Annotated in this window: 22 protein-coding genes; 16 read left to right on the forward strand and 6 right to left on the reverse strand. The window is 39.6% G+C overall.

All coding sequences use genetic code 11. From position 1 onward, the window contains the following. Positions 1 to 309: 309 nt before the first annotated feature. Positions 310 to 606, reverse strand: a complete 297-nt coding sequence (locus ACFRAE_RS08900) for a helix-turn-helix domain-containing protein (RefSeq protein WP_422796794.1) — start codon at positions 604 to 606, stop codon at positions 310 to 312. An 875-nt stretch (positions 607 to 1,481) separates the two neighbouring features. Between ACFRAE_RS08900 and ACFRAE_RS08905 the strand changes: the two genes are divergently transcribed. The 3 genes from ACFRAE_RS08905 to ACFRAE_RS08915 are packed head-to-tail and all read left to right on the forward strand — an operon-like array spanning position 1,482 to position 6,705. Continuing rightward, positions 1,482 to 2,138, forward strand: coding sequence for a TlpA family protein disulfide reductase (locus ACFRAE_RS08905; protein ID WP_422796795.1), 657 nt, complete (start codon positions 1,482 to 1,484; stop codon positions 2,136 to 2,138). Between the two features lie 5 nt (positions 2,139 to 2,143). Next, on the forward strand, positions 2,144 to 5,332 hold the full coding sequence (locus ACFRAE_RS08910) for a SusC/RagA family TonB-linked outer membrane protein (RefSeq protein ID WP_422796796.1): 3,189 nt from the start codon (positions 2,144 to 2,146) through the stop codon (positions 5,330 to 5,332). Further along, on the forward strand, positions 5,329 to 6,705 hold the full coding sequence (locus ACFRAE_RS08915) for a RagB/SusD family nutrient uptake outer membrane protein (protein WP_422796797.1): 1,377 nt from the start codon (positions 5,329 to 5,331) through the stop codon (positions 6,703 to 6,705). The genes ACFRAE_RS08910 and ACFRAE_RS08915 overlap by 4 nt, the downstream gene beginning before the upstream one ends. Positions 6,706 to 6,754: 49 nt before the next feature. On the opposite strand, the gene ACFRAE_RS08920 is transcribed toward ACFRAE_RS08915, so the two are convergent. The 4 genes from ACFRAE_RS08920 to ACFRAE_RS08935 form a co-directional block, all read right to left on the reverse strand. After that, positions 6,755 to 7,144, reverse strand: a complete 390-nt coding sequence (locus ACFRAE_RS08920) for a hypothetical protein (RefSeq protein WP_422796798.1) — start codon at positions 7,142 to 7,144, stop codon at positions 6,755 to 6,757. Positions 7,145 to 7,358: 214 nt separating this feature from the next. After that, positions 7,359 to 8,360 (reverse strand): helix-turn-helix transcriptional regulator, encoded by a 1,002-nt coding sequence (locus ACFRAE_RS08925; RefSeq protein WP_422796799.1) that lies wholly within the window; start codon positions 8,358 to 8,360, stop codon positions 7,359 to 7,361. A gap of 54 nt (positions 8,361 to 8,414) precedes the next feature. Continuing rightward, positions 8,415 to 9,158 (reverse strand): ATP-binding protein, encoded by a 744-nt coding sequence (locus ACFRAE_RS08930; protein ID WP_422796800.1) that lies wholly within the window; start codon positions 9,156 to 9,158, stop codon positions 8,415 to 8,417. Continuing rightward, complete coding sequence (locus ACFRAE_RS08935; protein WP_422796801.1) at positions 9,124 to 10,065, reverse strand: AvrD family protein; 942 nt, start codon at positions 10,063 to 10,065, stop codon at positions 9,124 to 9,126. The genes ACFRAE_RS08930 and ACFRAE_RS08935 overlap by 35 nt, the downstream gene beginning before the upstream one ends. A gap of 209 nt (positions 10,066 to 10,274) precedes the next feature. Here ACFRAE_RS08935 and ACFRAE_RS08940 point away from each other — a divergent pair, with 209 nt between their 5' ends. After that, on the forward strand, positions 10,275 to 11,252 hold the full coding sequence (locus ACFRAE_RS08940) for a helix-turn-helix domain-containing protein (RefSeq protein ID WP_422796802.1): 978 nt from the start codon (positions 10,275 to 10,277) through the stop codon (positions 11,250 to 11,252). A gap of 53 nt (positions 11,253 to 11,305) precedes the next feature. Then, positions 11,306 to 12,427: a hypothetical protein gene (locus tag ACFRAE_RS08945; RefSeq protein WP_422796803.1), complete on the forward strand. Its 1,122-nt coding sequence runs from the start codon at positions 11,306 to 11,308 to the stop codon at positions 12,425 to 12,427. Positions 12,428 to 12,722: 295 nt separating this feature from the next. On the opposite strand, the gene ACFRAE_RS08950 is transcribed toward ACFRAE_RS08945, so the two are convergent. Beyond that, positions 12,723 to 13,193 carry a JAB domain-containing protein gene (locus ACFRAE_RS08950; RefSeq protein ID WP_422796804.1) on the reverse strand — a complete coding sequence of 157 codons (471 nt, stop codon included), beginning with the start codon at positions 13,191 to 13,193 and terminating at the stop codon, positions 12,723 to 12,725. Positions 13,194 to 13,523: 330 nt separating this feature from the next. Between ACFRAE_RS08950 and ACFRAE_RS08955 the strand changes: the two genes are divergently transcribed. From ACFRAE_RS08955 to traN, 11 genes are all read left to right on the forward strand, one after another. Next, entirely contained in the window at positions 13,524 to 13,991 is a 468-nt protein-coding gene (locus tag ACFRAE_RS08955; RefSeq protein WP_422796805.1) for a hypothetical protein, read from the forward strand. A 183-nt stretch (positions 13,992 to 14,174) separates the two neighbouring features. Beyond that, positions 14,175 to 14,450, forward strand: coding sequence for a DUF4134 domain-containing protein (locus ACFRAE_RS08960; protein ID WP_422796886.1), 276 nt, complete (start codon positions 14,175 to 14,177; stop codon positions 14,448 to 14,450). A gap of 5 nt (positions 14,451 to 14,455) precedes the next feature. Next, positions 14,456 to 14,770 (forward strand): DUF4133 domain-containing protein, encoded by a 315-nt coding sequence (locus tag ACFRAE_RS08965; protein WP_422796806.1) that lies wholly within the window; start codon positions 14,456 to 14,458, stop codon positions 14,768 to 14,770. Between the two features lie 42 nt (positions 14,771 to 14,812). Then, positions 14,813 to 17,290, forward strand: coding sequence for a TraG family conjugative transposon ATPase (locus ACFRAE_RS08970; protein ID WP_422796807.1), 2,478 nt, complete (start codon positions 14,813 to 14,815; stop codon positions 17,288 to 17,290). 12 nt (positions 17,291 to 17,302) lie between these two features. After that, on the forward strand, positions 17,303 to 18,016 hold the full coding sequence (locus tag ACFRAE_RS08975) for a conjugal transfer protein TraI (protein WP_422796808.1): 714 nt from the start codon (positions 17,303 to 17,305) through the stop codon (positions 18,014 to 18,016). A 124-nt stretch (positions 18,017 to 18,140) separates the two neighbouring features. After that, a complete protein-coding gene (locus ACFRAE_RS08980) occupies positions 18,141 to 18,665 on the forward strand; it encodes a hypothetical protein (protein WP_422796809.1) in 525 nt (174 codons plus the stop codon). Between the two features lie 11 nt (positions 18,666 to 18,676). Beyond that, on the forward strand, positions 18,677 to 19,321 hold the full coding sequence (locus ACFRAE_RS08985; RefSeq protein ID WP_422796810.1) for a TerB family tellurite resistance protein: 645 nt from the start codon (positions 18,677 to 18,679) through the stop codon (positions 19,319 to 19,321). A 2-nt stretch (positions 19,322 to 19,323) separates the two neighbouring features. After that, complete coding sequence (gene traJ / locus ACFRAE_RS08990; protein ID WP_422796811.1) at positions 19,324 to 20,517, forward strand: conjugative transposon protein TraJ; 1,194 nt, start codon at positions 19,324 to 19,326, stop codon at positions 20,515 to 20,517. Positions 20,518 to 20,582: 65 nt separating this feature from the next. Then, positions 20,583 to 21,203: a conjugative transposon protein TraK gene (gene traK / locus ACFRAE_RS08995; RefSeq protein ID WP_422796812.1), complete on the forward strand. Its 621-nt coding sequence runs from the start codon at positions 20,583 to 20,585 to the stop codon at positions 21,201 to 21,203. Between the two features lie 380 nt (positions 21,204 to 21,583). After that, complete coding sequence (traM, locus tag ACFRAE_RS09000; RefSeq protein WP_422796813.1) at positions 21,584 to 22,819, forward strand: conjugative transposon protein TraM; 1,236 nt, start codon at positions 21,584 to 21,586, stop codon at positions 22,817 to 22,819. A 42-nt stretch (positions 22,820 to 22,861) separates the two neighbouring features. Further along, on the forward strand, positions 22,862 to 23,668 hold the full coding sequence (gene traN / locus ACFRAE_RS09005) for a conjugative transposon protein TraN (protein WP_422796814.1): 807 nt from the start codon (positions 22,862 to 22,864) through the stop codon (positions 23,666 to 23,668). Positions 23,669 to 23,670 lie beyond the last annotated feature (2 nt).

The raw sequence follows: 23,670 nt of genomic DNA on the forward strand, positions 1-23,670 counted from the left end.
ACGCCTACAACTTTACAGTTTTGTAGAAAAACTTAAAGTAAGATGAAAGAACAATCATTATCAAGTTTTGAGTTTCCTGAGGAATTAAAAGAAAAACTGGTAGAGTTGGTGGTTTACAAAAATGTATCAGCCGCCCTAGTTGCTAAGTAATACGACTTGCCTAACTTTAATATTTTGATTATTTGGATTAACAACTACAAGAGTAAATTAGAAAAAGGAGCCGTAACTTTAGTTCCTTTGGAAAAGCCATATATCAAAGACTCTGTTTTATTAAAGTAGCTGATTACGCTATCTTTACATCTGAAGCTTTTATTTTTTTAAATACTTCAATTTATCCTTTAATGATCTCTCAAACTCTTCAAAAAATTGTTTTAAGGATATATTGGCATAGGTGCAAATCTTGCTAATTGTAGATATTGGTAAATCATAACCATCCTTTTTCAATATTTTTTCTACTGTTGATCTTCCAATATTTGTTTCTTTAGCAATTTCTCTAATTGATGGCTTTTTACCACTTATTAAAATTGCATCTAGAAATCTTTTATTTATAAATTCTAGCAAATCATTCTCTAAAACTTTTTGATCTTGATTCTTATTCTTTGTCATATTAATTATAAGAGATAATTTATTTATTGAAATATTTTTTGTCTTCTTTAGCGGACGAATAAATTTAATTGCTTATATTTGTGTTAGTTAAATAAGCGACTAATAGAGAAGAGGGTATTCTTCTACTTTTACGATGTCACTCATGAGTGAAAACCGTCAATCTTTCCGCATGAGCCGATCGTGAGTTCGCCATTTCTATTAGATTTTTATATCTTAGTGATATTGTCTAATAGGGCGAACTTCATGTAAGACTTTTGCGGAGCCTAGGTTGCTAGGTTGGTTCTTGACGGTACCACACTCAAAAGCTTTGGAGTTCGCCCTATTGGTTTTCACCTACCAATTCAGCTTTCCTCATTTGCTTCTGGAGTATCATCGTTATCATAAACCATTTAATAAACAACTATGACAATGAAAAGATTGACCATCAAGTCCATATTGATTCAGGATCAACAACGGATTTCCTTAAAACTTATCTATAAGAACATCAAACGATCACCAGATTAATTGATGTATTAAAATAAACAGCGCAAAAAGAGGAGAGAAGCTATTCCGATTTAATGAATATGCTGACTTATCTTTTGTAAGTTGTAACCGACTTCTGTACTATCTATAGGAATACTTAGTAAGATGTAATAATCGGTTTTATATTTTATTGTTCGCACTCTAAATATACTACTCCTAATCAAATCTTACAAGTGATATTAATCATTATGTAAATTATTTTGGATACTACGTTGTCGGCTTTTTAATTGATTTATCTTAAATTTTATTCAAATGGCTGGTTTAAATAGGAAATAGATTAAACATAACTTTATTATAATCTGATTATCCTACTCCAACTTTGAAAATTAACAAATTATAACATCCTAAAAAAAATGAAGAATTTTTATTGGGGCAGGAGAGAACTGTCCAAAAAAATCTGTCGAATAAAGCATAATACATTAAATTATCAAATATGTTCATTAAGAACATTTCTTGCCTTGCTCTTTGCATTCCATATGATGTTGTTTAGTAGTCCTGTGCTGGCGCAGTCTCCGAAAGCGGAGGCTGCTGCTAGCCTTGGCAATACCATCAGAACAGTTATCGTAGGTCAAAAAGTCCCTGCCGACTTTTGGACACTACAACATACTATTTATGAAAACGGTGAAACGCGAATAGCTACACTCGAAGAATTCAGGGGCAAAGTATTGGTATTGGACTTTTGGTCCGTGGCCTGTGGAAACTGCATATTCCACCAAAAAGCGATTTCCTATTTTAAAGAAAAATATCCTGAAGATCTCGAAGTAATGATGGTCAATCCCCTAAAAACGAAAGACAGCATCCATCAAATCATAGCTTTTGAAGATAAGTTTCGGCAAGAATATTTCGCTGAAGGTTTTAGGAGCATTATCCTGGATAAGGAACTGTCCGGTCTATTCGAAGTGCGAGCCTTTCCTACCTATGTATGGATTACGCCAGGAGGAATGCTGCAGACTATTACGTTTTGGAATTTTTTAAACAAAGATGCAGCAATGCCATTCCATAAAAATTAGGCGTTATGAAAAGAAAACATTTAGGCTTAATGATTGCAGTCTTTTGCTATTATTCGAATTTCCTAATTGCACAGATACCGATTTCAGGTAAAGTGGTTCAGCAAGATGGTTCGGCAATCCCTGCAGTGCGTATTTTTAGTCAGGTCAATCAAAAAAGCTATCAGACAGATGAAGAAGGGAATTTCTTGATTCTTTCAATAGCAAAAGATCAACTTGTCTTTACCCATCAAAATTATGATACGGTATATTCTAAAGTGGATAATGATCAAAGATATCTGACGATCACCATGAACCGAAAAACCATAGCAATCGAAAAACTCCATATTATTGAAACAGGATATCAGAAAATTTCCAGAGAACGGTCCACGGGAAGTTTCGAACAGATGGGACGAAAAGAAATTACACAACGCCCTTCTAGCAATATCTTTCAGAATATGGAAGGGTACTTACCGGGAGTGATGTTCGATAAAAGAGGCGGAGATAGCAAATTTCATGTGCGTGGAATCAATTCATTGACCGAAGCGATGACCGCTCCTTTGTTGATCGTAGACAACTTTCCCTATGCTGGGGACATCGATGCAATCAATCCGCAAGATATAGAATCTGTTTCAGTCCTTAAAGATGCCGCTGCTGCATCCATATGGGGATCAAGAGCTGGTAATGGTGTAATCGTTGTTACCACCAGGAAATCGAAACAGGGAAAGGTTAGCGTTGAGGGGGGGCTTAACTACGTCACGATCGGAAAACCACGCCTGCTCGATATGCCGACCTTGGATTCCAGGACATTCATGGAAATTGAAAAGGAATTGTTTGATCAGGGTATCTACGATGCGACGCTAAATGAAACCTCCATTAGTAGGACGTTGCTAAGCCCATTTGTAGAAATGCTCGACAAACTGAGAAAAGGCGAGCTATCGGAAACGGAATCAATTGAAATGACCAAAGCATTTCAGAGCCGGGATTATCGAAAGGATCTTTTGGAACATTATTATCGCCATACCTTTATGCAGAAATACAATGTGTCTGCAACAGGGGGTACCACAGATTTTCACAACCGTATTTCCTTGACCTATGACCGTGATCAGCAGGGGACCGTGACCAATAAATACGCACGCGAAGGACTGGTTTGGTCTGGACTTTATAAACCGGGGAAATCCATTTCGATAGATTACCTCCTGGCGCTAAACGGACAGCAGTCAATAATGAGCTTGGAAGGTTTGAACTATCCGATAAGTCCCGGTGGGGGACGAAATACCTTATATCCTTATGCATCCCTAGTCGATGGAGAGGGAAACCCAATAAGTATTGAAAGGCAGTTTTCAAATAAATATTTGGAAAAGTTCAGTAATCAGTTGCCCTATGATTGGTCTTTTATCCCACTACAAAATGTATGGGAGTCCACTAGAAATCATCAAACGATGCAAGTGCGGGCGAACCTAGGCATCAGTTATAAGCTGTTCCCTTTTCTAATTTTGAGCGGAAAATATGCGCACACCATCCAATCGGACCGCGACCAGGATGAATATGGCAAAATCTCCTATTATGTACGTAACCTCCAGAATTCATATTCATCGATGATTGATGGAAAAGTATTTACGCCTATCCCCTCAGGAGGCATTTTTGATGAGGACAGATCCTCATTAGTAGAGAGGCGCGGAAGAATCCAAGCAGATATTGATCTACCTTTTTTTACCTCCCATCGATTCACTTCATTAATCGGTGGAGAGGTTACCGATCAACCTCGTGAATCGGATTCCTATCGATATTATGGTTACGATGAGTTCATGAAAACTCATCAGTTTGTGAATTACCTCACGTCGTACAATACCTTTCAAGGTATTCTGGGAAATACTACGATTCCGAGATACGGTAATCTTTCTTCAAAGAATACCCGAATGGCATCCTTCTTCGGGAATGCAGCATATGGTTATAAGGAAAAATACTTATTGAATTTCTCAATGAGAAAAGATGCTTCAAACACCTTTGGCATCGGCACCAATTGGCGCTGGAACCCCTTGTGGTCATCCGGAATAGCATGGAATGTGGACCGAGAAAAGTTCCTTAAAAATGTTTCGTTTATCAATCAATTGAAGTTAAGGGCTACCTGGGGTCATAGTGGAAATTCTGGCGGCTTGGGAACCTCCCTGCCAGTGATCTTAGAAATCAAGAACTATACCCTGAGCCCAGAACGCCAAGCTTACTTATACAGCCTTCCTAATGTTGACTTGAAATGGGAGGACGTGCGCATGATGAACTTGGGCTTAGACTATAGCCTTTTTAATCGAAGGATTTCCGGCAGCTTGGAATATTTCAATAAAAAATCGACTGATATCCTCGCTCAGGATCTATTGGAGCCCACCTTAGGCATGAACAGCATGATGAAAAACGTGGCCAATATGAAAGGCGAGGGCATCGATGTGAGCATGAATACCCTCAACATACAGCGGAAATTTACATGGTCCACACTGACCTATTTCTCTATGATAAGGGATAGGGTAACGGCCTATTTTGGAGGAAACAGGGAGTCTAGGGATTATCTTACGGCTAGAGGTCTAAGTCTTTACCCTACCAAAGAGTGGGGATTATATCCAATTTTTGGTTTGCGTAGCTTGGGTTTGGACAGCGAAGGAGATCCGGTGGGCATGTTGAACGGTGAACTATCTAAAGACTACGTCAAATTGAACGCAGATTCCCTTCAAAAGCTAAAATACTTTGGATCGGGTATGCCTTTGTTCCATGGTTCCCTTCGGAATACGTTTTCCTATAGGGGTATCACCTTAACTGTCAATATCATCTTTAAGGGAGGTAATTATTTTTCCAGAAATACGGTGAACTATACCAGCTTGGTCAACGGATGGACAAGCCATACTGACGCACAATATCGCTGGCGGAAACCGGGGGATGAAGCGAAAACCGATGTTCCGGCTCTAAAAATTCCGTTGAACTCCAATCGTGACTTCTTTTACATGTATTCCCAAAAAAATGTGGAGCCAGGTGGATTTGTTCGACTTCAGGATATCAATCTCAGCATACCGATCCCTTTGGGAAGGACATTGGATGCTTCGGTCAGCTTCTACATGGGAAATGTGGGAATGCTGTGGAGAGAGAATATTTTCAGATTGGATCCTGAGAATCTGTCCATCCCGGTATCGAGAACCTATTCCGTCGGATTGAATCTTAAACCTAAGAAATGATGAAAACTAAACTTATTACATTATTGGGACTATGTCTATCCATAGTATCTTGTAAGGATTTCTTGGCTTTGAAGCCAGATACATCCTACAGTCATCCTGAAACGTTGGAAGATATCAATGCCCTGTTAAACTATGAATCCAGAGTAAATGGAAACTATCTTGGAAATATTGAATCAGGAACGGATGATTTTGAAATTGATTTTTCAAGCTACAGCACCCGTTCGGCCTATTATCAGGAACTTTACCGATGGGCCGAAGAACCATTTTCGGAAGACGGAGGTGCTGGCGAGAACTGGCTTTTTCCATACGAAACCATCCTTTATGCCAACGTCGCGCTGGAATCCCTGGAAAGGGTGAAAGGTGGAGACCCAGAATTAAGGAATCGATTGAAAGGCGATGGACTTTTTCTCCGGAGCTATCGATTCTTTCAACTCATGCAAGTCTATTCGCCAGCATATTTGGTCGGAGACCAGAACAGCCCTTATGGAATACCACTTCGACTGAGTTCCAATGTCAATGAACCATCTGTCAGATCTTCCGTGAAGGACGGATATCAACGGATCATTGATGACCTGAACAAGTCGATCCAATTGCTTCCAGAAGAAGTAAGCTATAAAATTAGACCCAATAAATCTGCAGCATACGCACTTTTAGCCAGGATACAATTATCAATCGGTGATTATGAGCATGCACTGGAAAATGCACAACAGTCCCTACAACGAAATTCGAAATTGATGGACTACAATTCAATGGACCTTTCTGCAGCCTATCCCTTTATGCCCTTGAACGACGAGGTCATTTACCATGGTAAAAGCAGTGCGTCAGGTTCCTTGATGGCATCATCTAGGTTGACGATTACACAGGATTTGTACGGTATGTACAAGGATGATGATTTACGAAAAACGGCATTTTTTGTTGCTAGAACGCCGAGTAGATATCGATTTAAAGGTTTCTATAACGGATCCGCTGCAAGTTACTTTGCGGGAATTGCAGTTGATGAAATGGTGCTGGTTGCTGCTGAATGCCTTGTTCGGACAGGAAAGGTGAGTGAAGGGATGGAGATGCTCAACCGCTTGCTTGTTCATCGTTATGATAGGACTACTTTTGTTCCACGTACGGCCACTAATGAACTGGAGGCACTTCAACTTGTTTTGGAAGAAAGGAGGAAGGAACTGCCCTTTCGAGGCATTCGCTGGACGGATCTACGGCGATTGAACCGTGATCCAAGGTTTTCGAAGACCATCCGAAGGAGATTTCTAAGCGACGATGGCGAACCAGTAGAAGCCATACTACCGCCCGGAGATTCTAGGTATTGCTATTATATACCGCCGCAGGTCATTGAAAAAAGTAGTATGATTCAGACTAAGCGATAAAAAAGGCAGGCATTAGCCTGCCTTAATTTAGGCTTGATTTACCTATTTTTTAATCTACTTTCTCTCTAAGTGCGGTTACTGTCTCGTTTGTCGAAGGTGTACTAGCAAAAGCATCGTTGATGCGTTCTTTTACTTTTGAAGTGCCCGTAGCGATTGCACTCATATCTGGATAACCAGCTCCATTTGCCGGCGCAGATAAGGTGCAAACTTCTTCTTCTTGGCCTTCACACGGTTTGTTGGGATCAGGACTCAAAGAATATTTAGTAGAATCAAGTCTGGAATCTGTGGAATTTCCATGAAAATACCAAATTGAAGGTATCACATTATTTGTCTCAAGAGCCTTCTCCTTAGTAAACGCATTTAAGATAAGTACAGTTGCCAGCAAACATATGCTTAGAATAGATGCTGTATAGATGGATTTTAAACTAAAGGTTTTCATAATTAATGAATGAATTATATTGAACAAAAATATGCATACTGAAAGGCCATTCCGGCTCATTGAACCGCAGGAATGGCCTTTTTCGGGAATGTATTGGATTTCATGGGGAAATATGTCGGAAATTTCATAGGTCTAATTCTAGTTTCTAAACCTAAAATTAGGTCAAGTTTCCTCTTGACAGGTAGACATTTTTGGCTAATAAAATCTGAGTTCTTTAAGTGGAAAATGTAGATTTCAATTTTATACTGCGGTATGATCCCATGGTAGTTCCAAAGGTCTTCTTGAAAATTCTATTTAAACTATTGGTGTCCGAGTATCCAAACATCAAAGCTATTTCTATTAGAGGTATATCGGTTTGGATTAGAATTTCTGAGATACGAAGAAGAAGTTCTGATTTTATGAACTTGCTAATCGTTGTTCCAGTAATCTCTCGGAAGGACTGCTGCAGTGTTGAAACGTGTATTCCATTTTTTTTAGCCAAGGAGAAGAGGTTTGGGATTTTGTTATGCTGTAAGTCTTGGTGAATCATAGTTTGGGTACTATTCGCAATCTTCTGATAAAGAATTGTATTAGATTTTGAAGCTAATAACTTGAAATATCCGAGCAAAATTTCAGGGATATTTAATAAAAGATGGTTATTTAAATCTATTTTCCGAGAATCCCAGGCTATAAATTTCTTTAATTTGTTCAAATAGGAGGTCTTGAAGCATATTATCTGTAGGGAGGAAAGCCAATTGTTTTTCTGTTGGAAAATGAATTCAAGTAAGTTAGCCTGATTAGAGGAAACTAACGGCAATATCTCCGGCAATAAATTTATGGTTAAAATTTCTGTTGGATATTGTAAGGGCAATGCCAGATATGTACCTTTTGCAGTAAAAAGAAATAAAGCCTCCTTTTCATGAAGGTTTAAATTTATTGAAGAGTTTCTTTTTGAATGATAGGATATATTACCTCGAACGCATACAATTAGAACATATACTTCATTTAAGGCTTTTATGGTAATTGGAAGAAGGGCTGTTCCGTTTAACAGGTGATGCTCTATGAGCAGAAAGTTTTTTTGAATGCTCGCTGTCGCTACCTGCTGTAGTTTGCTTTTTTTAACGATATATGGAGAAGCTGAAAAAAATAAAATGGAATTTTGAGCAAATTGATTCGATTGAATTTCAATAGATTCTTGATTAATTAAGCTTAATTCAAAACTAATTCTATTTCTCATTATTATGTATGTTTTACGACATTGATCGTATATGTCGATAATTATTTCAATCGTTTAGGTTGATTGTTCAAGTTGAATCTGATCAAAATTTACTTTTTTCAGGTCAGTTGCAATATTGATTGCTTGGGATGAAGGTATGATCGGATGAATTTTTAAATGATCTAATGCCTGATCAATTCGATCCTGTAAATTACCAGTTAAAAAAATAGGAATTATCTTAAGTTCCGCATAACATACCAGCAACCTGTCCTCGGATACCTTTCGAAAGCGCTCTGATGTTGGACGGTGGCCATCTAAGACAAATGGAAATTCCACAGGTAAATGGAAGAATAAATCATAATGGTTCAAGGTATAGGTTTTGGCCATCTTTTCAAAACCAGCTAGCAACAGCTCAAAATCTCGATACTGTCGATAGTTCTTGAGTTTCTTCCACAGCATGGTCCAATGGTTCTCATCGGGGTAGGCTCCGGTCAGCAGCCTTGTGCTGCCATAGAGCCATTCCTGCAGTGGACATCCGTCACTGATGAACCCTTCAGACAATCCGGCTTCGGCATGCATGCGCTTTTCAAAACGTTCCATGCCCAGTCGGAGCAATTGTGCATAAGAACAAGCCTTTAGCGAGGTCCCCGGAAATACTTTGGGCAAAATCTCGCGCATGGTTGGCGCGTGGGTGGTGGGAATACCGGTAGCTAACGAAAGGGCAAGCGAGAGGCTGGTCTTACCGGTGCAATAGGTACCACTGATCACGATCCTTGTACTTTGATCAAGGCATCTCATGGCAAATTTTATACGTTGCATTCAAATTTCCAATCTGGCTATTTAGCTGAACTGTTTGCCATGTTTGCCCACGAAGTAGGGATTGCTGGCGACGGATAAATTTTAGTTCAACCTGATACACCGAAGATCGGTAAGGTCTACCCAAGGCGACTTCCATGGATCTTAACCATATATTGGGACATTCATTTCTGTTAGTGGCAAGAATGCTATACAAAAGCACCTGCATGAGCTGTCCGGAAACCCTTATGCTATCCAAACAGGTTAATGGATTGTTGTATGCACTTAGCCCCCAAGTATGGCTTGAGTATTCTTGAGGGTGTTGTAATTGGGCTGTTATGGATTCATTCAGCCGATCCAGTTTAATATGATCGAACTTCAACAGCCGTTTTTTATATTCTTTTTGATGTAGGGAATTTTCTGCTGTAGGCCAGCGCTGAAAATCTTGATGCTTGATATGGGTTGGTCCTGGGTGGTCAATGACGATTTGCAGAATCGCATCTCGAATTTTTAGCTGTATGGTGGTAAGTCCAACATTAATTGCTGATAAATCTAGCTTGGAATTTGTAATGGTAGCTTCGAATGGAATGTCTAGTTTGGTATTTAAAAAATGGGAGTTTTTTATGTTCATGGATAAGCTTGAAACCAGTGAACGGTTAATTTCATCCTTGGTAAGTCTTTTTTGCTTGATGAGAATGCCTTCGACCAAAAATAGGCCTATGGAGACATATTCCATACTTCCAAGGTGAACGGACTGTTGTTGTGGTCTTTGGGGACCATCATAACAAACGGAAAGCGTTCCTATTAGCTGATTGGGTACCAGTAACTCATAGGTCTGGATTTGGAAATGGAATTTACTGAAACCGTAGGAAAAGTAACGGTCTTTAGCGTCTCCCAATACGCTATCTAAGCTTTTAATTTCTTCTTTCATCGTTAGCTTTAGTGGTTAAGGCTAAAATTATAGACCTGCGTGCATGAAATTTTGACTAATTCGGTAAAGCCTGGTTTGTCATCAGCTGATTCTGCAAATTTTTAACTGTATTTATGATTTATTAACTGATACAGCAAAAGTATTGCGTGTTTAATTTTTAATTTATATTTTGTGCAATAATATAATTTTTGAACCTAAACTATCTACCAATGAATCTTCAAAAATTGATATTTCAAGAAATCCGAAATCGGATTCCATCTGATACGGCTTGGTCCTTACAGGTTGCGGATCTGTTACATGTAGGCAGAGATGCTGTGTACCGGCGGGAGCGAGGAGAGGTACAAATGACAGTTGATGAATTGGAAATTTTATGTCGCAAGTTTTCCATTTCCCTGGATCGTTTCGTGCTGACGCAGCAGCATGCTGTGGTGTTTAAGCATACAAGCCTGAATCAGGAAAATCTGATCAATTATACGCACTATATTGGGCAATTACTGCAGCATTTGCAAATGATTTCTAGCTGTCATCAGAAAGAAATCATCTTCTGTGCAGACGACATTCCCATCTTTCACTTCATGGCATTTTCGGAATTGACTTACTTTAAGCTATATACTTGGAATCAGGCTGTTTTAAATCTAGGCATCTCTTATGAGGAGTTTGTTTATGAACTCAAAAAGCAAAATTTGGAACCCGTTTTCCGGAAGCTGCACCAAGCCTACTGTGCTATTCCCTCGCGAGAAATATGGACACGAGTGACGATTCAGCCATTTCTTGGTTTGCTTGAATATTTTCAAGCCATTGGCAGTTTTAGTTCCGAAAGAACGTCTAAAACTTTAATTGCCCAACTAAAGCAGCTCACCGCAAATTTGAAATCATGGACTAAAGCGCAAGGTAAGAATGGGGAGGTTCCTTTTGATCTTTATTTATCTCCAGTGAATTTGGGTATCAGTCAGATGTTATGCTGCTTTGATGAGCAACAATCCGTTTCTGTGAAACTCTATACAATCAATAGTATCGCAACTGTAGACCATAATTATGTAAGGGAAACCGTCGATTGGATTCGAGGGATTTTAAACAAGTCGAGCTGCTTAAGCAGGCTCTCAGAGAAGGAAAGGATCTATTTCTTCAATGACCTCGACGCTCAAGTTGATACGCTTGAAAAGAAATTAGCAGGCGATCTCAGTTGAATAATCTTCACATTTATTAAATGGAATTATAAAGGGATTAGGGAAGTCATGTTATGGAGAAGACACTGTTTAAGGAACTTGTTGCTATTTATGATTGGGGCTGTGCACTTAAACATGGGACAGTAGAGGAGGTTATAGACCCAACGAATTTACAGCAGCGATTGGCTGTTATGAAGCAGTTGCTACAACGCTTATACATCGTGCGGGGGAAGGACAGCGATTTTGGGAAATTGTTTCAAAAATTTAGGAATACTTTGCTATGGATTATCCATAGCTTGAGTGATTTTGAGCAGGGGGAGCCCAAAGATGACCAATTAGCCCATGTCTTGTTATCGCTCGAGAAATTTTTAGCGCTCGCAGATCAGTGGTTTTCAGGTTATCTTCAAGCTGGGGATGTGTTGTCGCCAGGGCAAGTGAGCACGCATCTACACGATTTGGGCATGTTACCTGGTTTGGAAGATCCTTTAGTTTTGAAAAGCACTTCGGATTCCCTGATACTGGTCAGTACGATCTTGCAAACGAATCTTCACGTATCACCGACCTATAGCACCTTGTTCGAAATTGAAAGGGTAAAAACAGAATTTATTTCGCAGCTCAACTTTGACTGTATTCATCCTTTTTTTTCACCAGCGGACTCCGTCTTTATCCGGATAGGCTTTTGTGATGAGCGTTATTTACACCATCTTTACGACAAACTGAATGATGGTATAAAAAACACGGCACGCTCTGGCTTGGACATATGTATGGCCTCTTTGAAGCACTATATGAAAATTTTGGAGGAATTTTCCTTAGCTGCTGGAAGAGGGGAGAACACAACTATACGATTTCTACGGAGTATCATGGAAGGATGTTTGGAAAATTACGTTCTAGGAGTAGGTAGCTATGATCCTAGTTTGAACATGGAGAGTATAAAACAAGAACAAGATAAAATCACCTGCAATCTATCTGCGGATCAATTGGCATTACTTATTCGTGCTATGGATGACAGCCGACTGTTAAATGCCAAATCCATGAATGCTGTTTTTAGACGTATCATTCCCTATTTAAGCACCTCATGTCGTAAACATCTGTCTTACCGGGCTGTTAGAACTAAATCTTATTCTCCCGAAGAATACGACCGTGAAGCATCGTTACGCGTGTTGGAAAAAATGATGGAAAAAATAAAAGGTTATTAAAATGAATTTATCTTGGAAAAATTCCTTTTTAAGAGCGCTTTTTCAATATCAAGTCGAAGACTCATCAGGCTGAATTAGTTTTTTAGTGGAAAAAAAGACGACAGTCTGGCCTATAGATCGTGGAGAGAACATGGATCGCAATGTCAACATGTGCAATTTAGAAACCATGAATCGGTAGTTGCCTGTTGAGATTTAGTCAAGCAAACGAAATTTAGATAGACGCCGCAGTAAAAGTGGAAATAAAAAAGCTTATGTGATACATTCACATAAGCCTTGGAAAATCGTTTTAGACCTTTCAAAAGATTCCTGCATCCTTAAAAGAGTAGAAACTTTCTGCAGAGATGATGAGATGATCCAAAATACGGATATCCAAGAGTTTTGCTGCCTGTACCAATTTTTTGGTCAGATTGATATCTGCCTCACTGGGAACCATGTTACCTGAGGGGTGGTTATGCACGAGAATAAGCGCGGAGGCATTGGCTTTGAGGGCAGCTGTAAACAGAATTTTGGAATCTACGGGAGTGGCATCATTTCCACCAGCAGACACCTGATATATACCAAGCACGCGATTCCCTGTATTTAATAAAAGCACTTTGAATTCTTCGGTGTACTCAATCCGGTCAGGATTCCAAAAAGTTAATAAAAGCGAATAAACTTCCTTAGAGCAGGTGAGCTTTGGCCTTTTTGATGGGCTCACTGGATTTTTGTAGGAGATCTGTACTTCGGCAACCTGTTGCCAAGGGAACATAATAGTTAATTTTTCCATAATATTCATATTTAATTTTTTCTGATTGAATGAATTATGCTGTATGTCACGGACGCAGCTGAGTAAGGTCAAAAAGCAACGGAATAAATGAGGGGTATGCGCAAAGAGTTGTGTTTATGCCGGAATTTTTTGTTCCGCTCCGAACCGGAGTCCGACCTTTATGGCAAAATCAGTCCAATCCAAACTCAAGCTACTGCATGCATAAACTCGGTAACAGGGAACAATTAAGGGACAAGCTTGAAGTTGTCCTTTTGTGAATCTGTGGAAGTATCTTTCTTTGATTTAATTCTTTGGCAAAATGAATTGTCATGGTCATAAATAAAAAGTAGGATGATACAAGAACTCGATAGGAACAATTTGCTACAATTGTTGATTGTAACAACCAGCATTTATTACCTAGCGCTCTTTCTGATAGTTTACCGTCAGAAGCTGCTCAATTGGTTTGAAAATCGATCTTCATTTGATCGATCAAAAAATTATCAACCTGAAAAAGAAGATCATCTTGTAGGTGAAAGTGCTCATTCCGCTGTGCTAGAGAACCAGCCTTTCTGGCAAGCTGAAGTGGATAAGTTGGATGAGTTCTGCATGGAACTGAGAGGCCTATTGAACGACTCGTCCCTATCGAAAAAATTGCCAGAGCTTATTCTAGGGGTTGGAGAAATTCTTCAACGATATCCTTCTCTTCATGATCAAAATCTGCAGGATTCGATTGGGGAACTAATCCGAAGTGAGTTCCAGCACATGAATCGTGAGCTACCAGAAGAGGATATAAATCAGATTTTAAATTTCATGGATTAACACTATTAGCGGATGTCCCCACTCAGTGCCAGCAGCGTTGGGGCAATTGGAGAATAGGGATACTGGAATACTGAAGACCGGGGCATACCGCTTATTGAAATAAAAAAAGAACTTAAAGTTAGAACGATGGATAAGAGCGTAGGATTTGGAAAACGAATGTTAAGAAGCTTCCTGTTAAGTGTGATGGTTGCTTACCAGCAATTAAATGAAGTGGTCATGGCACAGGATGGACTTGCTGGCATTAATGAGGCCAACGAAAAGGTACGGAGTTATTTTGATTCAGGGACCAAGTTGATGTATGCCGTTGGGGCTATTTTGGGATTGATCGGTGCGGTGAAGGTTTTTCAGAAATGGAATAATGGCGATCCAGATACGGGTAAGGTTGCTGCCGCCTGGTTTGGCAGCTGTGTGTTTTTGGTATTGGTGGCCACTGTAATTAAATCTTTTTTTAGCGTTTAACGATAATGGCTTCAGTTTATATCATCAATAAGGGCGTAAATCAAGCCCTAGAGTTTAAGGGCCTGAAAGCCCAATACATTTGGTATTTGGGAGGGGGGATTCTAGTGCTTATGATACTTTTTGCGGTACTGTATTACCTCAATGTTCCATCATGGGTATGTGTGCTAGTTATCTTGTTCTTGGGAGTGGTACTTTTAAAGACGAGCTTTTCAATGAGTCGTAAATATGGGCAACATGGGCTAATGAAGCAGCTTGCAAAAAGTCAAATTCCAAGATTTGTAAAGAGTCAACATCGACTCCTATTTCGACTAGAAAAATAATAGAGAAAGATGGATTTATTGAATTAGCAAAAGTAATGAACGATGGCTAAAGAGCGAAAGTTAGAAGAATTGTTTCCAATTTTGGAAATAGATCAGGATGTGATGATTAGTAAAGCAGGTGATATTACGCTTGCCTATAAGATTGATCTTCCTGAAATTTTTACACTGAGTGAGCGGGATTATGAGGATTTTCATCATGCTTGGGTTAGGGCCTTACGAGTACTTCCAAACTATAGCATACTTCATAAACAGGATTGGTTTTTGGAAAATTCGATCCAGTTGGATGCTAATATTTTTGAACAAAGCTTCTTGAACAGGTGTTCGGACAAACACTTTTTTGAAAGGCCTTATTTGGACCATCACTGTTATTTGATGTTAAGTAAATCTTCTGAATCTGCAAGGCCTGTCAATTCGTTATTTTCCAATCTTATCAGACCGCATATTGTCCCCAAGAATCTGCTTGACAGGAACCACTATGATCGGTTTATTGACAGCTGCGGTCAGTTTGTGAGCATTTTGGAGGAAGGTGGCCTCTGCCAATTACACCGTATGAAACAGAGCGATCTTGCCAGTCAATTAAAACGTTCAGGACTAATAGAGCGCTATTGCAGCTTACAAGAAAATAATGAAGCATTGTTGTTAAAAGATATTGACTTTTCTACGGGTATAAGCATTGGCCACCAAAAGGTACAATTCTATACGCTTGGAGATGCTGAATCGCTACCTTCACAATGTGGAAGTAAGATTAGTTATGATCGTTATGCCACCGAGCGAAGTAAATTTTGCGTTGGATTTTCTTCCCATTTAGGACAACTCTTACCATGTGATCATCTGTATAGTCAATATATTTTCATTGATGATGGAGAAAAAACATTAAAGAAAATAGAAAGTAAAAGGTTGCGTTTACAATCTTTAGCTGCATACAGCCGTCAAAATCTGATTGCTCGCGATGCTACAAACGACTTTTTGAATGAGGCCATCGCTCAACAGCGACAGGCTGTGAAGGCACATTTCAATGTGATGTTATGGTCGCCAGTTGAAGAGAAGCTAAAAAATATGCGTCAAATGCTTTCCTCAGCTATGTCTCAGATGGACTGCCAAATGAAGGAGGAAACCGTCGGTGCAGCACAAATTTTTTGGGGAGGTATCCCCGGAAATGCCGGCTCCTTTCCGCGTAATGAATGTTTCGATACCTTTTCTAATCAGGCCAGCTGTTTTCTGAATCTGGAAACATGCTATGAGAGTTCCCTTAGCCCCGTAGGTATCCGCTTAGGCGATCGCCAGACCGGCAAACCATTGCATGTAGATATCAGTGATGAACCCATGGAACGTGGGATATGCACGAATCGTAATAAGTTTATTCTTGGTCCTTCGGGTTCTGGAAAATCATTTTTTACCAATCATATGGTCAGGTCCTACTATGAGCAGGGGTGCCATATTGTGCTGGTCGACGTGGGACATTCCTATCAAGGTTTGTGCAAGTTGGTGGGCGGATATTACTTTACCTATACCGAAGCACATCCAATCCAGTTCAATCCATTTTATGTTGGACAAGGTGATCAGCTGGATACCGAAAAAAAGGAAAGTATCAAAACGTTGTTGTTGGCACTTTGGAAAAAGGATGATGAAAACTTCAGGCGTTCAGAATATGTGGCACTTTCCAATGCGATTTCGGGGTACTACGAATACCTTAACGTGCATGTTGATCTTTTTGCTTGTTTCGATACTTTTTATGAATATCTAAAATCAGATTTTAGAGAAAGTATAATGAATGATCGGGTGAAGTTACAGGACTTCGATATTGATAATTTCCTGTATGTGCTGCGTCCTTACTTTCGGGGTGGAGAATTTGACTATCTGCTCAATGGAAAGGAAAATTTGGACCTTCTTGGAGAACGATTTATTGTCTTTGAACTCGATAATATCAAAGACCACCCTATTCTATTTCCTGTTGTTACGATTATCATTATGGAGGTTTTCATCAATAAACTCCGTAAGATGAAAGGTGTGCGTAAGATGATCCTGATTGAAGAGGCATGGAAAGCCTTGATGAAGGAGGGATTCGCTGAATATATCAAGTATCTATTCAAGACCGTTAGAAAGTACTTTGGTGAAGCAGTGGTGGTTACCCAAGAAGTAGACGATATTATATCTTCTGCTGTAGTCAAACAAGCGATTATTAATAACAGTGACTGCAAGATCCTACTTGATCAACGTAAGTATAAAAACCGATTTGATCAAATCCAAGAACTTCTGGGATTGAGTGAAAAAGAAAAAGCCTTGGTACTATCTATTAATCGAGCCAATGATTCTAAACTAAAATATAAGGAAGTTTTTATTAGCCTTGGCGGAGTCCTTAGTAAAGTTTATCGAACAGAGGTTTCACTGGAAGAATACCTAATCTATAGCACCGAACAGCGGGAGAAGGTGAGGCTTGAATACCATATTCGAACACAAGATGGAAATATCGTTCAAGCAGTGCAGGCGATGGCCAAGGAGCTTAGAGGAGGTGTTAAGTAAATAGACCTGGTTATGAATTATCTAATTAAAAAATATCTTTCGGTTGAATTTAGGTTTATGCTGTTGGTCATTATGCTATTTGGTAGTCCGCTGATGCCAACTCATCCGACGGCTTACGGTCAGTTGGTTCTGGCAGAGGTTATCCGAACGGCCATTAAGAAAGTGGTTAAAGCCATGGATTTAAAGATCCAGAGACTGCAGAACAAAACCATTTGGTTGCAACAGGTACAAAAGTCGATCGAAAATATCCTGTCGAAAACCAAGTTGGATGAAATTGCGCAATGGAGCTCCAATCAAAAGGAGCAGTTTACCACATACTATAGTTCCTTGAAGAAGGTAAAGTCGGTTTTACTGCAATTTAAGCAAGTCAAGGAAATTTCAGATAAACAGGTAAAGATGTTTAGGGCCTTTCAGCGGACCTGGCAAATCTTAAAAAACGATTGTCATTTTGGGGCGGAGGAAATTCAATATATGGCCAAAGTATATGGAGGGATGCTGGATGAGAGCTTAAAAAATATTGACGAAATCACAGCCTTGGTTCAGTCCTATACCTTTCAAATGAGTGATGCTGAGCGACTGGAATACATTAATAAAACGGCAAATAAAGTTGAGGAGAACTATAGAAACCTACTGCAATTTAATCAGCAGAATATGCTTTTAAGTTTGCAACGCAGCCAATCGAGTGATGAAGTGTTGCGAATCAAGAGGCTATATAATCTTCCATAAGATCGATAGGCTTATGAAAAAAATCTTGATGAGTGCTTGTTTATTGACCCTTATGCTAAAGATTGGCCAAGGGCAAACCTTTAAGGAATGGTTCAAGCAGAAGAAGACCCAAAAAGAATACCTTATGACACAAATCCTAGCTAATCAATCCTATTTGAAACTATTGGGTAAAGGCTATCGTGTTTTTAAGACAGGAATGGGGGTTATTTCAGATCTAAAGCGAGGAGAATTGGACCTTCATAGCCTGTTTTTTCAAACGCTAAAAGATATTAATCCGTATGTACGCCGATTTGGAAAGGTGGAGCAGAGCATTGCTATGCAAACACAACTGATGAATGCTGAAAGAAGGCTCAACAAGTTGGTTGGCAGTCCAAGATTGTCGGCTGATGAACGAGCCTATGTCATTAAGTTAAGGAGTCTTATTGTCGATAAGGGCTATGATTCGATGGAGGAAATGTTGGTTTTGCTACTTGAAGATAAGCTATCCATGTCGGATAAATTAAGGTTGGAACAGTTGCAGGGCGTGCATCAAGAAGTGCAGCGCCACTACCATTCCCTTTTAGCGCTCGAACAAGAGGTGTCTATGCTGATCAAAAATAGAAATCTTGCACTCAAGGAACTACTGATCATGAAAAGTCTACATCATTAAACTATTCACTTATGAAATTAATCTTGATTTATGGGTTATATATTATGGTATGGGTAATGCCGGTGAGCACTGTACAGGGACAATCTACGGAGGTGGTGCAGCTATTACTCAATGTAGAAAAACTAGCCCAATTTAAGAAAATCCTTAAACAGATGAAGCAGGGTTATGATATCCTAAATGGCGGATATCGTACAGTTAAGGATCTTACTGAAGGCAATTTTACGCTACATAAGACTTTTTTTGATGAGCTTCTGCGCGTAAGTCCTGAAGTGAAAAAGTATCACAAGATTGGCAAGATTATCGGTATGCAAATCAGCATCCTAGCGACGATACGATCGTTTCAAGCACATATAAGCCTGAAAAGTCTGCTCAATGAAGTGGAGCAAAAATACATGTTTAGCGTCCTTAAAAATCTACTTCAAGAATCCTATGAAAATATGGATGAGCTACTGATGATCCTTACGGATCAGGTGTTAAGCATGGAAGATCCTGAACGTTTGGATGCCATTAATGGCATTTATGAAACTATGGGGGAAAAGGTGCAATTTCTTAAACATTTTCTAGACGATGCAAAGATTTTGCTTTTTCAGCGGAAAAGGGAATTGATGGATAGTAAATCCATCCGTAAACAGTATGGTGTCAATCAAGAGCAATAGTTATGAGGAAGAAAGGCGTTGTTGTTAGCATGTTGATTATGATAGGTTTGTTTCCTAGGGCCATCCAAGCGCAGAGTGTTGCTCAGGAAATGCAGAGCATGCATTCCATCTTGGAGCAGTTATATCAGGAAATGATGCCATTGTGCGGTCGATTGATGGGCGTTGGACAAGGCATTGCGGGGTTTGCTGCTATCTGGTACATTGGTTCGAGGATCTGGCGACATATTGCCAATGCAGATCCTGTCGATTTTTATCCGTTATTGCGTCCCTTTGTCATCGGCTTCTGTATTGCAATTTTCCCATCGGTTTTGGGCTTAATCAATGGCGTGATGCAGCCTGTTGTTACGGTTAGTTCATCTATGGTCAAAGATTCCAATAAAGCAATAGAAAAGTTGCTAGAGCAAAAGGAGCGGTCAATTAAAGAAACAAATACTTGGCAGATGTACGTAGGAAGTACAGGAGAGGGCGATTGCGACAAATGGTATAAATATACGCATGGAGAGCACCCGGAAGAAGAGGGTATGTTGGATGGTATTGGAAATGATATCAAGTTTGCCATGGCTAAGGTTTCCTATAATTTCAGGAATTCCGTTAAGGAATGGTTGAGCGAGGTGCTACAGATTCTTTTTGAGGCTGCGGCTCTCTGTATCAATACCCTGAGAACCTTTCAACTGGTAGTGCTTTCTATTTTGGGACCTTTGGTCTTCGGAATTGCCGTGTTCGATGGTTTTCAACATACCTTGACGGTTTGGGTCGCACGATACATCAATATCTTTCTTTGGTTACCGGTAGCGAACGTTTTTGGAGGGATCTTGGGAAAGATTCAGGAAAATATGTTAAAGCTAGATCTTCAGCAAATTGGGGAACAAGGGGATACCTTTTTTAGCCGAACGGATTTGGCCTACCTGGTATTTTTAATCATAGGGATCGTTGGATATTTCAGTGTTCCTTCAGTTGCCAACTATATCGTTCATGCTGGTGGGGGTTCCGTTTTAGGTCAAAAAATTGGCAGTCTATTTTCGAAGTCTACCCAAGTTATCCTTACGGGTGGTGCTGCTGCGGGTGGTATGGTCATCGATGCTATGGGTTCCGCTCACAATAAGATGACGCAGGATATGTCGGGCCAGAACCAATCGGATCCTTATTTTTCCAATGGTAAAAATGGTGATTCCTATATGGCTGAAAAATTGAAATAAATTGGATTATGGTGAACAATAATTGTTTGCTAAAGGAGATTTGAAAAAATAAAGGGAGGAAAGTGATGTTTGGAAGTATAAAGAATTTGGATCGGGCGTTTCGCCATGTGCGAATGTTTAGCTTGATCACGGTTTGCGGTAGTTTATTGTTGAGTGTATTTGCAATACATAAAAGTTTCAGGGCTGTAAATGGACTACAGGAACGGATTTATGTGCTATCGCAAGGCAAAGTGATGGAAGCCTACGCTAGTAACCGAAGAGACAACCTGTCGTCTGAATGTAGAAACCATGTTGAGACCTTTCATCAACTTTTTTTTTCCTTGGTTCCTGATGAAAAAGCCAATCGAAAGCATATTCGTAAGGCTCTTTATTTAGCGGATCAAAGTGCTCAGCGGGTCTACTCGGACCTCATGGAGGGAGGTTTTTATTCTGGTTTGATTACTGGAAATGTCAGCCAAACTCTGGAAGCAGACAGTGTATTGTTATCTATCGAATATCGATCGATGAGGTTCCGTTTTTTTGGAAAACAAATTATCACTCGATCCAGCAGTATTGTTACCAGGTCGCTCATCACCGAAGGTTCCCTTCGGGAGATTGCAAGGTCAGATCAAAATCCACATGGACTGTTAATCGAGGGGTGGAAAACATTGGAGAATAAGGAACTCAGTAAGGAAAAAAGAAATTGATGAAAGATGGTTGTAATCAATGATTTGCTAAATGGCAATAGTGTGGCTGTAGTTGGAAATTATTCTAATTTAAAAAGCAATGCGGTTTTATCCCAAATGGTCATTAGAATAGTTAAATATATTCAGTTTAGGCCAGTCCTTGCCTTAACATTCGTTTGGATCATTTCCTTTTGCATCCATGTAACTGTAATGGTCAATTTAATTTTTTTTTCTAATGAACTAACGATAACATTCAGCTTTGTTGATTCTTCATTACACTCCATTGGTCCATCACCAAAACCGATGGAAACCTGGATTCCACTCCAGGATAGCATCTCATTTGATAAAGTAATTTATCCGTTTTGATCTCTTGTGAAATGTTTAACCAAAAAATATAAAATATGAATAGACTAAAAAAAATTAACATTACTAGAAAGCAGCGAACAGTAATGTTTGCACTCCCTATAATTGTTCTGCCCTTATTTACGATTGGTTATTGGGGCTGGGATAGGATAATTGATGATGAGCAGATTAAAGCGGATTCTATAAGCAATCGACCTTTATTGGCGGTTCCTCAGGCTGAACTCTCTCAAAATAAAGAACTAGACAAAATGGATCTGTATGCAGCTTTCCCTTCTGAAGATCAATACGATCGGCAAGGAGTTAGGAAAACTTCGTTTGATTTCTTCATTCCCGACAGTCTTGGAGGAGGAATTCGCGACGGAGAAATGAGCGGTTCCTATCCTGATGTAATGCAAAGCAATTTGGATGACCGTGCATTGATCCTTCAAAATCGACTAGAAGTGTTGCAACATCAACTTACGAACGAGGAACCTACTGATGCAACGGACGGAAAACTTAGCCTAAGGGATCCAAATGAAAAAGAGGAGCCTTCTGATGTTGACCGATTGCAGCTATTGATGAATCAGATCAATGGAGGTGGTTCTGAAGACCCAGAAATGCAGCAGCTATCAGGTATGTTGGATAAAATTATTGATATCCAACATCCTGAAAGAATACAGCAAGCCATCAAAGAAAATAATCTAGCCCATATACCCCCAGTATATCAAGTTCAACGTAGGAAAGTAGGCATTGCGAATGCCTTAAATGGAGACAGCAGTTCTCAGGCTTCAGGAAGTGGTTTTTATGGACTTGTTGATTCTAAAGTTGCAGTTCTGCAGGAAAACAATGCTATCCTCGCTGAGGTCCATGGAGAGCAAACCCTTGTTAGTGGTTCCACATTAAAGCTTTCCTTATGCGAAGATGTTGAATTGGGGGGACAACTTGTGGAAGCAAACCATTTTCTAAATGGTGTAGTCAGTCTACAAGGTGATCGGTTACATGTTAAAATCAATACAGTTCGATTAGGACAATCCATCCTCCCTGTTGATTTAGAGCTTTATGATCTTGACGGAATTGCTGGGGTCTTTATTCCAGGATCTAGTATTAAAGACGTCGGTAAAGGCTCGATCGATCAAGGAATTCAAAGCGTCAATATGAGCAGTCTGGATGAGTCTCTTTCGGCCAAAGCCGTTGATGCTGGTATTGGGGCTGCAAAAAGGCTGCTAAGCCTTCAAGTTAAAACGGTTAAAGTGACTTTAAAAGATGGCTATCGTGTACTACTTAAACAAAAATAAAACAAAGAAATCATGAATGTAAAAGAATCGACAATTAACAAAATGGCTAGCGCATTTCTGTTGTTTAACCTTTGTGGATTAACAACGCTTATGGGGCAAGATATTAGTACCTCAAATCTTACCGTCAGCGATAGCAAAACTACAAACATCGTATTTCCATATACAATCCGTGGAGTAGACCTTGGCACTGGGGATATTTTGGTTCGTAAGGCTGAGGGTGCAGATCATATTCTTCAGGTAAAATCGGCTAAAGCGGACTTTGAAGCCACCAATCTTTCGGTCATTACTGGAGACGGAAAGTTGCATTCCTTTCTGTTGAGTTATGCGAAAAATCCAGATGTGTTGAATGTTGTGGTATTGGAAGCTTCGAAAAAGCAGGATTTCAAAGGGAAAAAATTCGCGGTTGATGAAGCCATATTAGAAAACAATATTAGGCTTGTCAAACAACTCAGTGGCCAAAAGGCTATAAAGCGAGAAAGGGCATTTGGTGTCACTATGAATCTTGAGGGGCTTTACGTCCAAAAAAACTTATTCTATTTGGTGCTTTTGCTATCCAATGAGAGCGCATTAGAATATCAATTAGATGACATACGCTTTTTTGTTTGCGATAATAAACAGCTTAAGCGCACGGCCTTTCAAGAGATTGAACTGAATCCAATCAACATGCAAGGTCAGCCCGAGAGTGTATCAAGCTTTAGCTCGGGGCGAATAGTCTGCGTATTACCCAAGTTTACTTTAGCTGATAAAAAACATTTGATCTTAGAAGTAAAGGAAAAGAATGGGGGGCGCAATTTCCGCATGAGACTTGGTAATAAAGATCTTATTAAGGCAAAATTAATCAACGAATAAAA

Origin of the sequence: Sphingobacterium sp. HJSM2_6 (genome assembly GCF_049316305.1) — a bacterium.
In the GTDB taxonomy this organism is placed as follows: Bacteria; Bacteroidota; Bacteroidia; order Sphingobacteriales; family Sphingobacteriaceae; genus Sphingobacterium.

Bases quoted from the DNA above. Each gene is read 5' to 3' on its own strand.
- ACFRAE_RS08900 (WP_422796794.1), bottom strand. From the start codon at position 606: ATGACAAAGAATAAGAATCAAGATCAAAAAGTTTTAGAGAATGATTTG.
- ACFRAE_RS08905 (WP_422796795.1), top strand. From the start codon at position 1,482: ATGAAGAATTTTTATTGGGGCAGGAGAGAACTGTCCAAAAAAATCTGT.
- ACFRAE_RS08910 (WP_422796796.1), top strand. From the start codon at position 2,144: ATGAAAAGAAAACATTTAGGCTTAATGATTGCAGTCTTTTGCTATTAT.
- ACFRAE_RS08915 (WP_422796797.1), top strand. From the start codon at position 5,329: ATGATGAAAACTAAACTTATTACATTATTGGGACTATGTCTATCCATA.
- ACFRAE_RS08920 (WP_422796798.1), bottom strand. From the start codon at position 7,144: ATGAAAACCTTTAGTTTAAAATCCATCTATACAGCATCTATTCTAAGC.
- ACFRAE_RS08925 (WP_422796799.1), bottom strand. From the start codon at position 8,360: ATGAGAAATAGAATTAGTTTTGAATTAAGCTTAATTAATCAAGAATCT.
- ACFRAE_RS08930 (WP_422796800.1), bottom strand. From the start codon at position 9,158: ATGCAACGTATAAAATTTGCCATGAGATGCCTTGATCAAAGTACAAGG.
- ACFRAE_RS08935 (WP_422796801.1), bottom strand. From the start codon at position 10,065: ATGAAAGAAGAAATTAAAAGCTTAGATAGCGTATTGGGAGACGCTAAA.
- ACFRAE_RS08940 (WP_422796802.1), top strand. From the start codon at position 10,275: ATGAATCTTCAAAAATTGATATTTCAAGAAATCCGAAATCGGATTCCA.
- ACFRAE_RS08945 (WP_422796803.1), top strand. From the start codon at position 11,306: ATGGAGAAGACACTGTTTAAGGAACTTGTTGCTATTTATGATTGGGGC.
- ACFRAE_RS08950 (WP_422796804.1), bottom strand. From the start codon at position 13,193: ATGGAAAAATTAACTATTATGTTCCCTTGGCAACAGGTTGCCGAAGTA.
- ACFRAE_RS08955 (WP_422796805.1), top strand. From the start codon at position 13,524: ATGATACAAGAACTCGATAGGAACAATTTGCTACAATTGTTGATTGTA.
- ACFRAE_RS08960 (WP_422796886.1), top strand. From the start codon at position 14,175: ATGGTTGCTTACCAGCAATTAAATGAAGTGGTCATGGCACAGGATGGA.
- ACFRAE_RS08965 (WP_422796806.1), top strand. From the start codon at position 14,456: ATGGCTTCAGTTTATATCATCAATAAGGGCGTAAATCAAGCCCTAGAG.
- ACFRAE_RS08970 (WP_422796807.1), top strand. From the start codon at position 14,813: ATGGCTAAAGAGCGAAAGTTAGAAGAATTGTTTCCAATTTTGGAAATA.
- ACFRAE_RS08975 (WP_422796808.1), top strand. From the start codon at position 17,303: ATGAATTATCTAATTAAAAAATATCTTTCGGTTGAATTTAGGTTTATG.
- ACFRAE_RS08980 (WP_422796809.1), top strand. From the start codon at position 18,141: ATGACACAAATCCTAGCTAATCAATCCTATTTGAAACTATTGGGTAAA.
- ACFRAE_RS08985 (WP_422796810.1), top strand. From the start codon at position 18,677: ATGAAATTAATCTTGATTTATGGGTTATATATTATGGTATGGGTAATG.
- traJ (WP_422796811.1), top strand. From the start codon at position 19,324: ATGAGGAAGAAAGGCGTTGTTGTTAGCATGTTGATTATGATAGGTTTG.
- traK (WP_422796812.1), top strand. From the start codon at position 20,583: ATGTTTGGAAGTATAAAGAATTTGGATCGGGCGTTTCGCCATGTGCGA.
- traM (WP_422796813.1), top strand. From the start codon at position 21,584: ATGAATAGACTAAAAAAAATTAACATTACTAGAAAGCAGCGAACAGTA.
- traN (WP_422796814.1), top strand. From the start codon at position 22,862: ATGGCTAGCGCATTTCTGTTGTTTAACCTTTGTGGATTAACAACGCTT.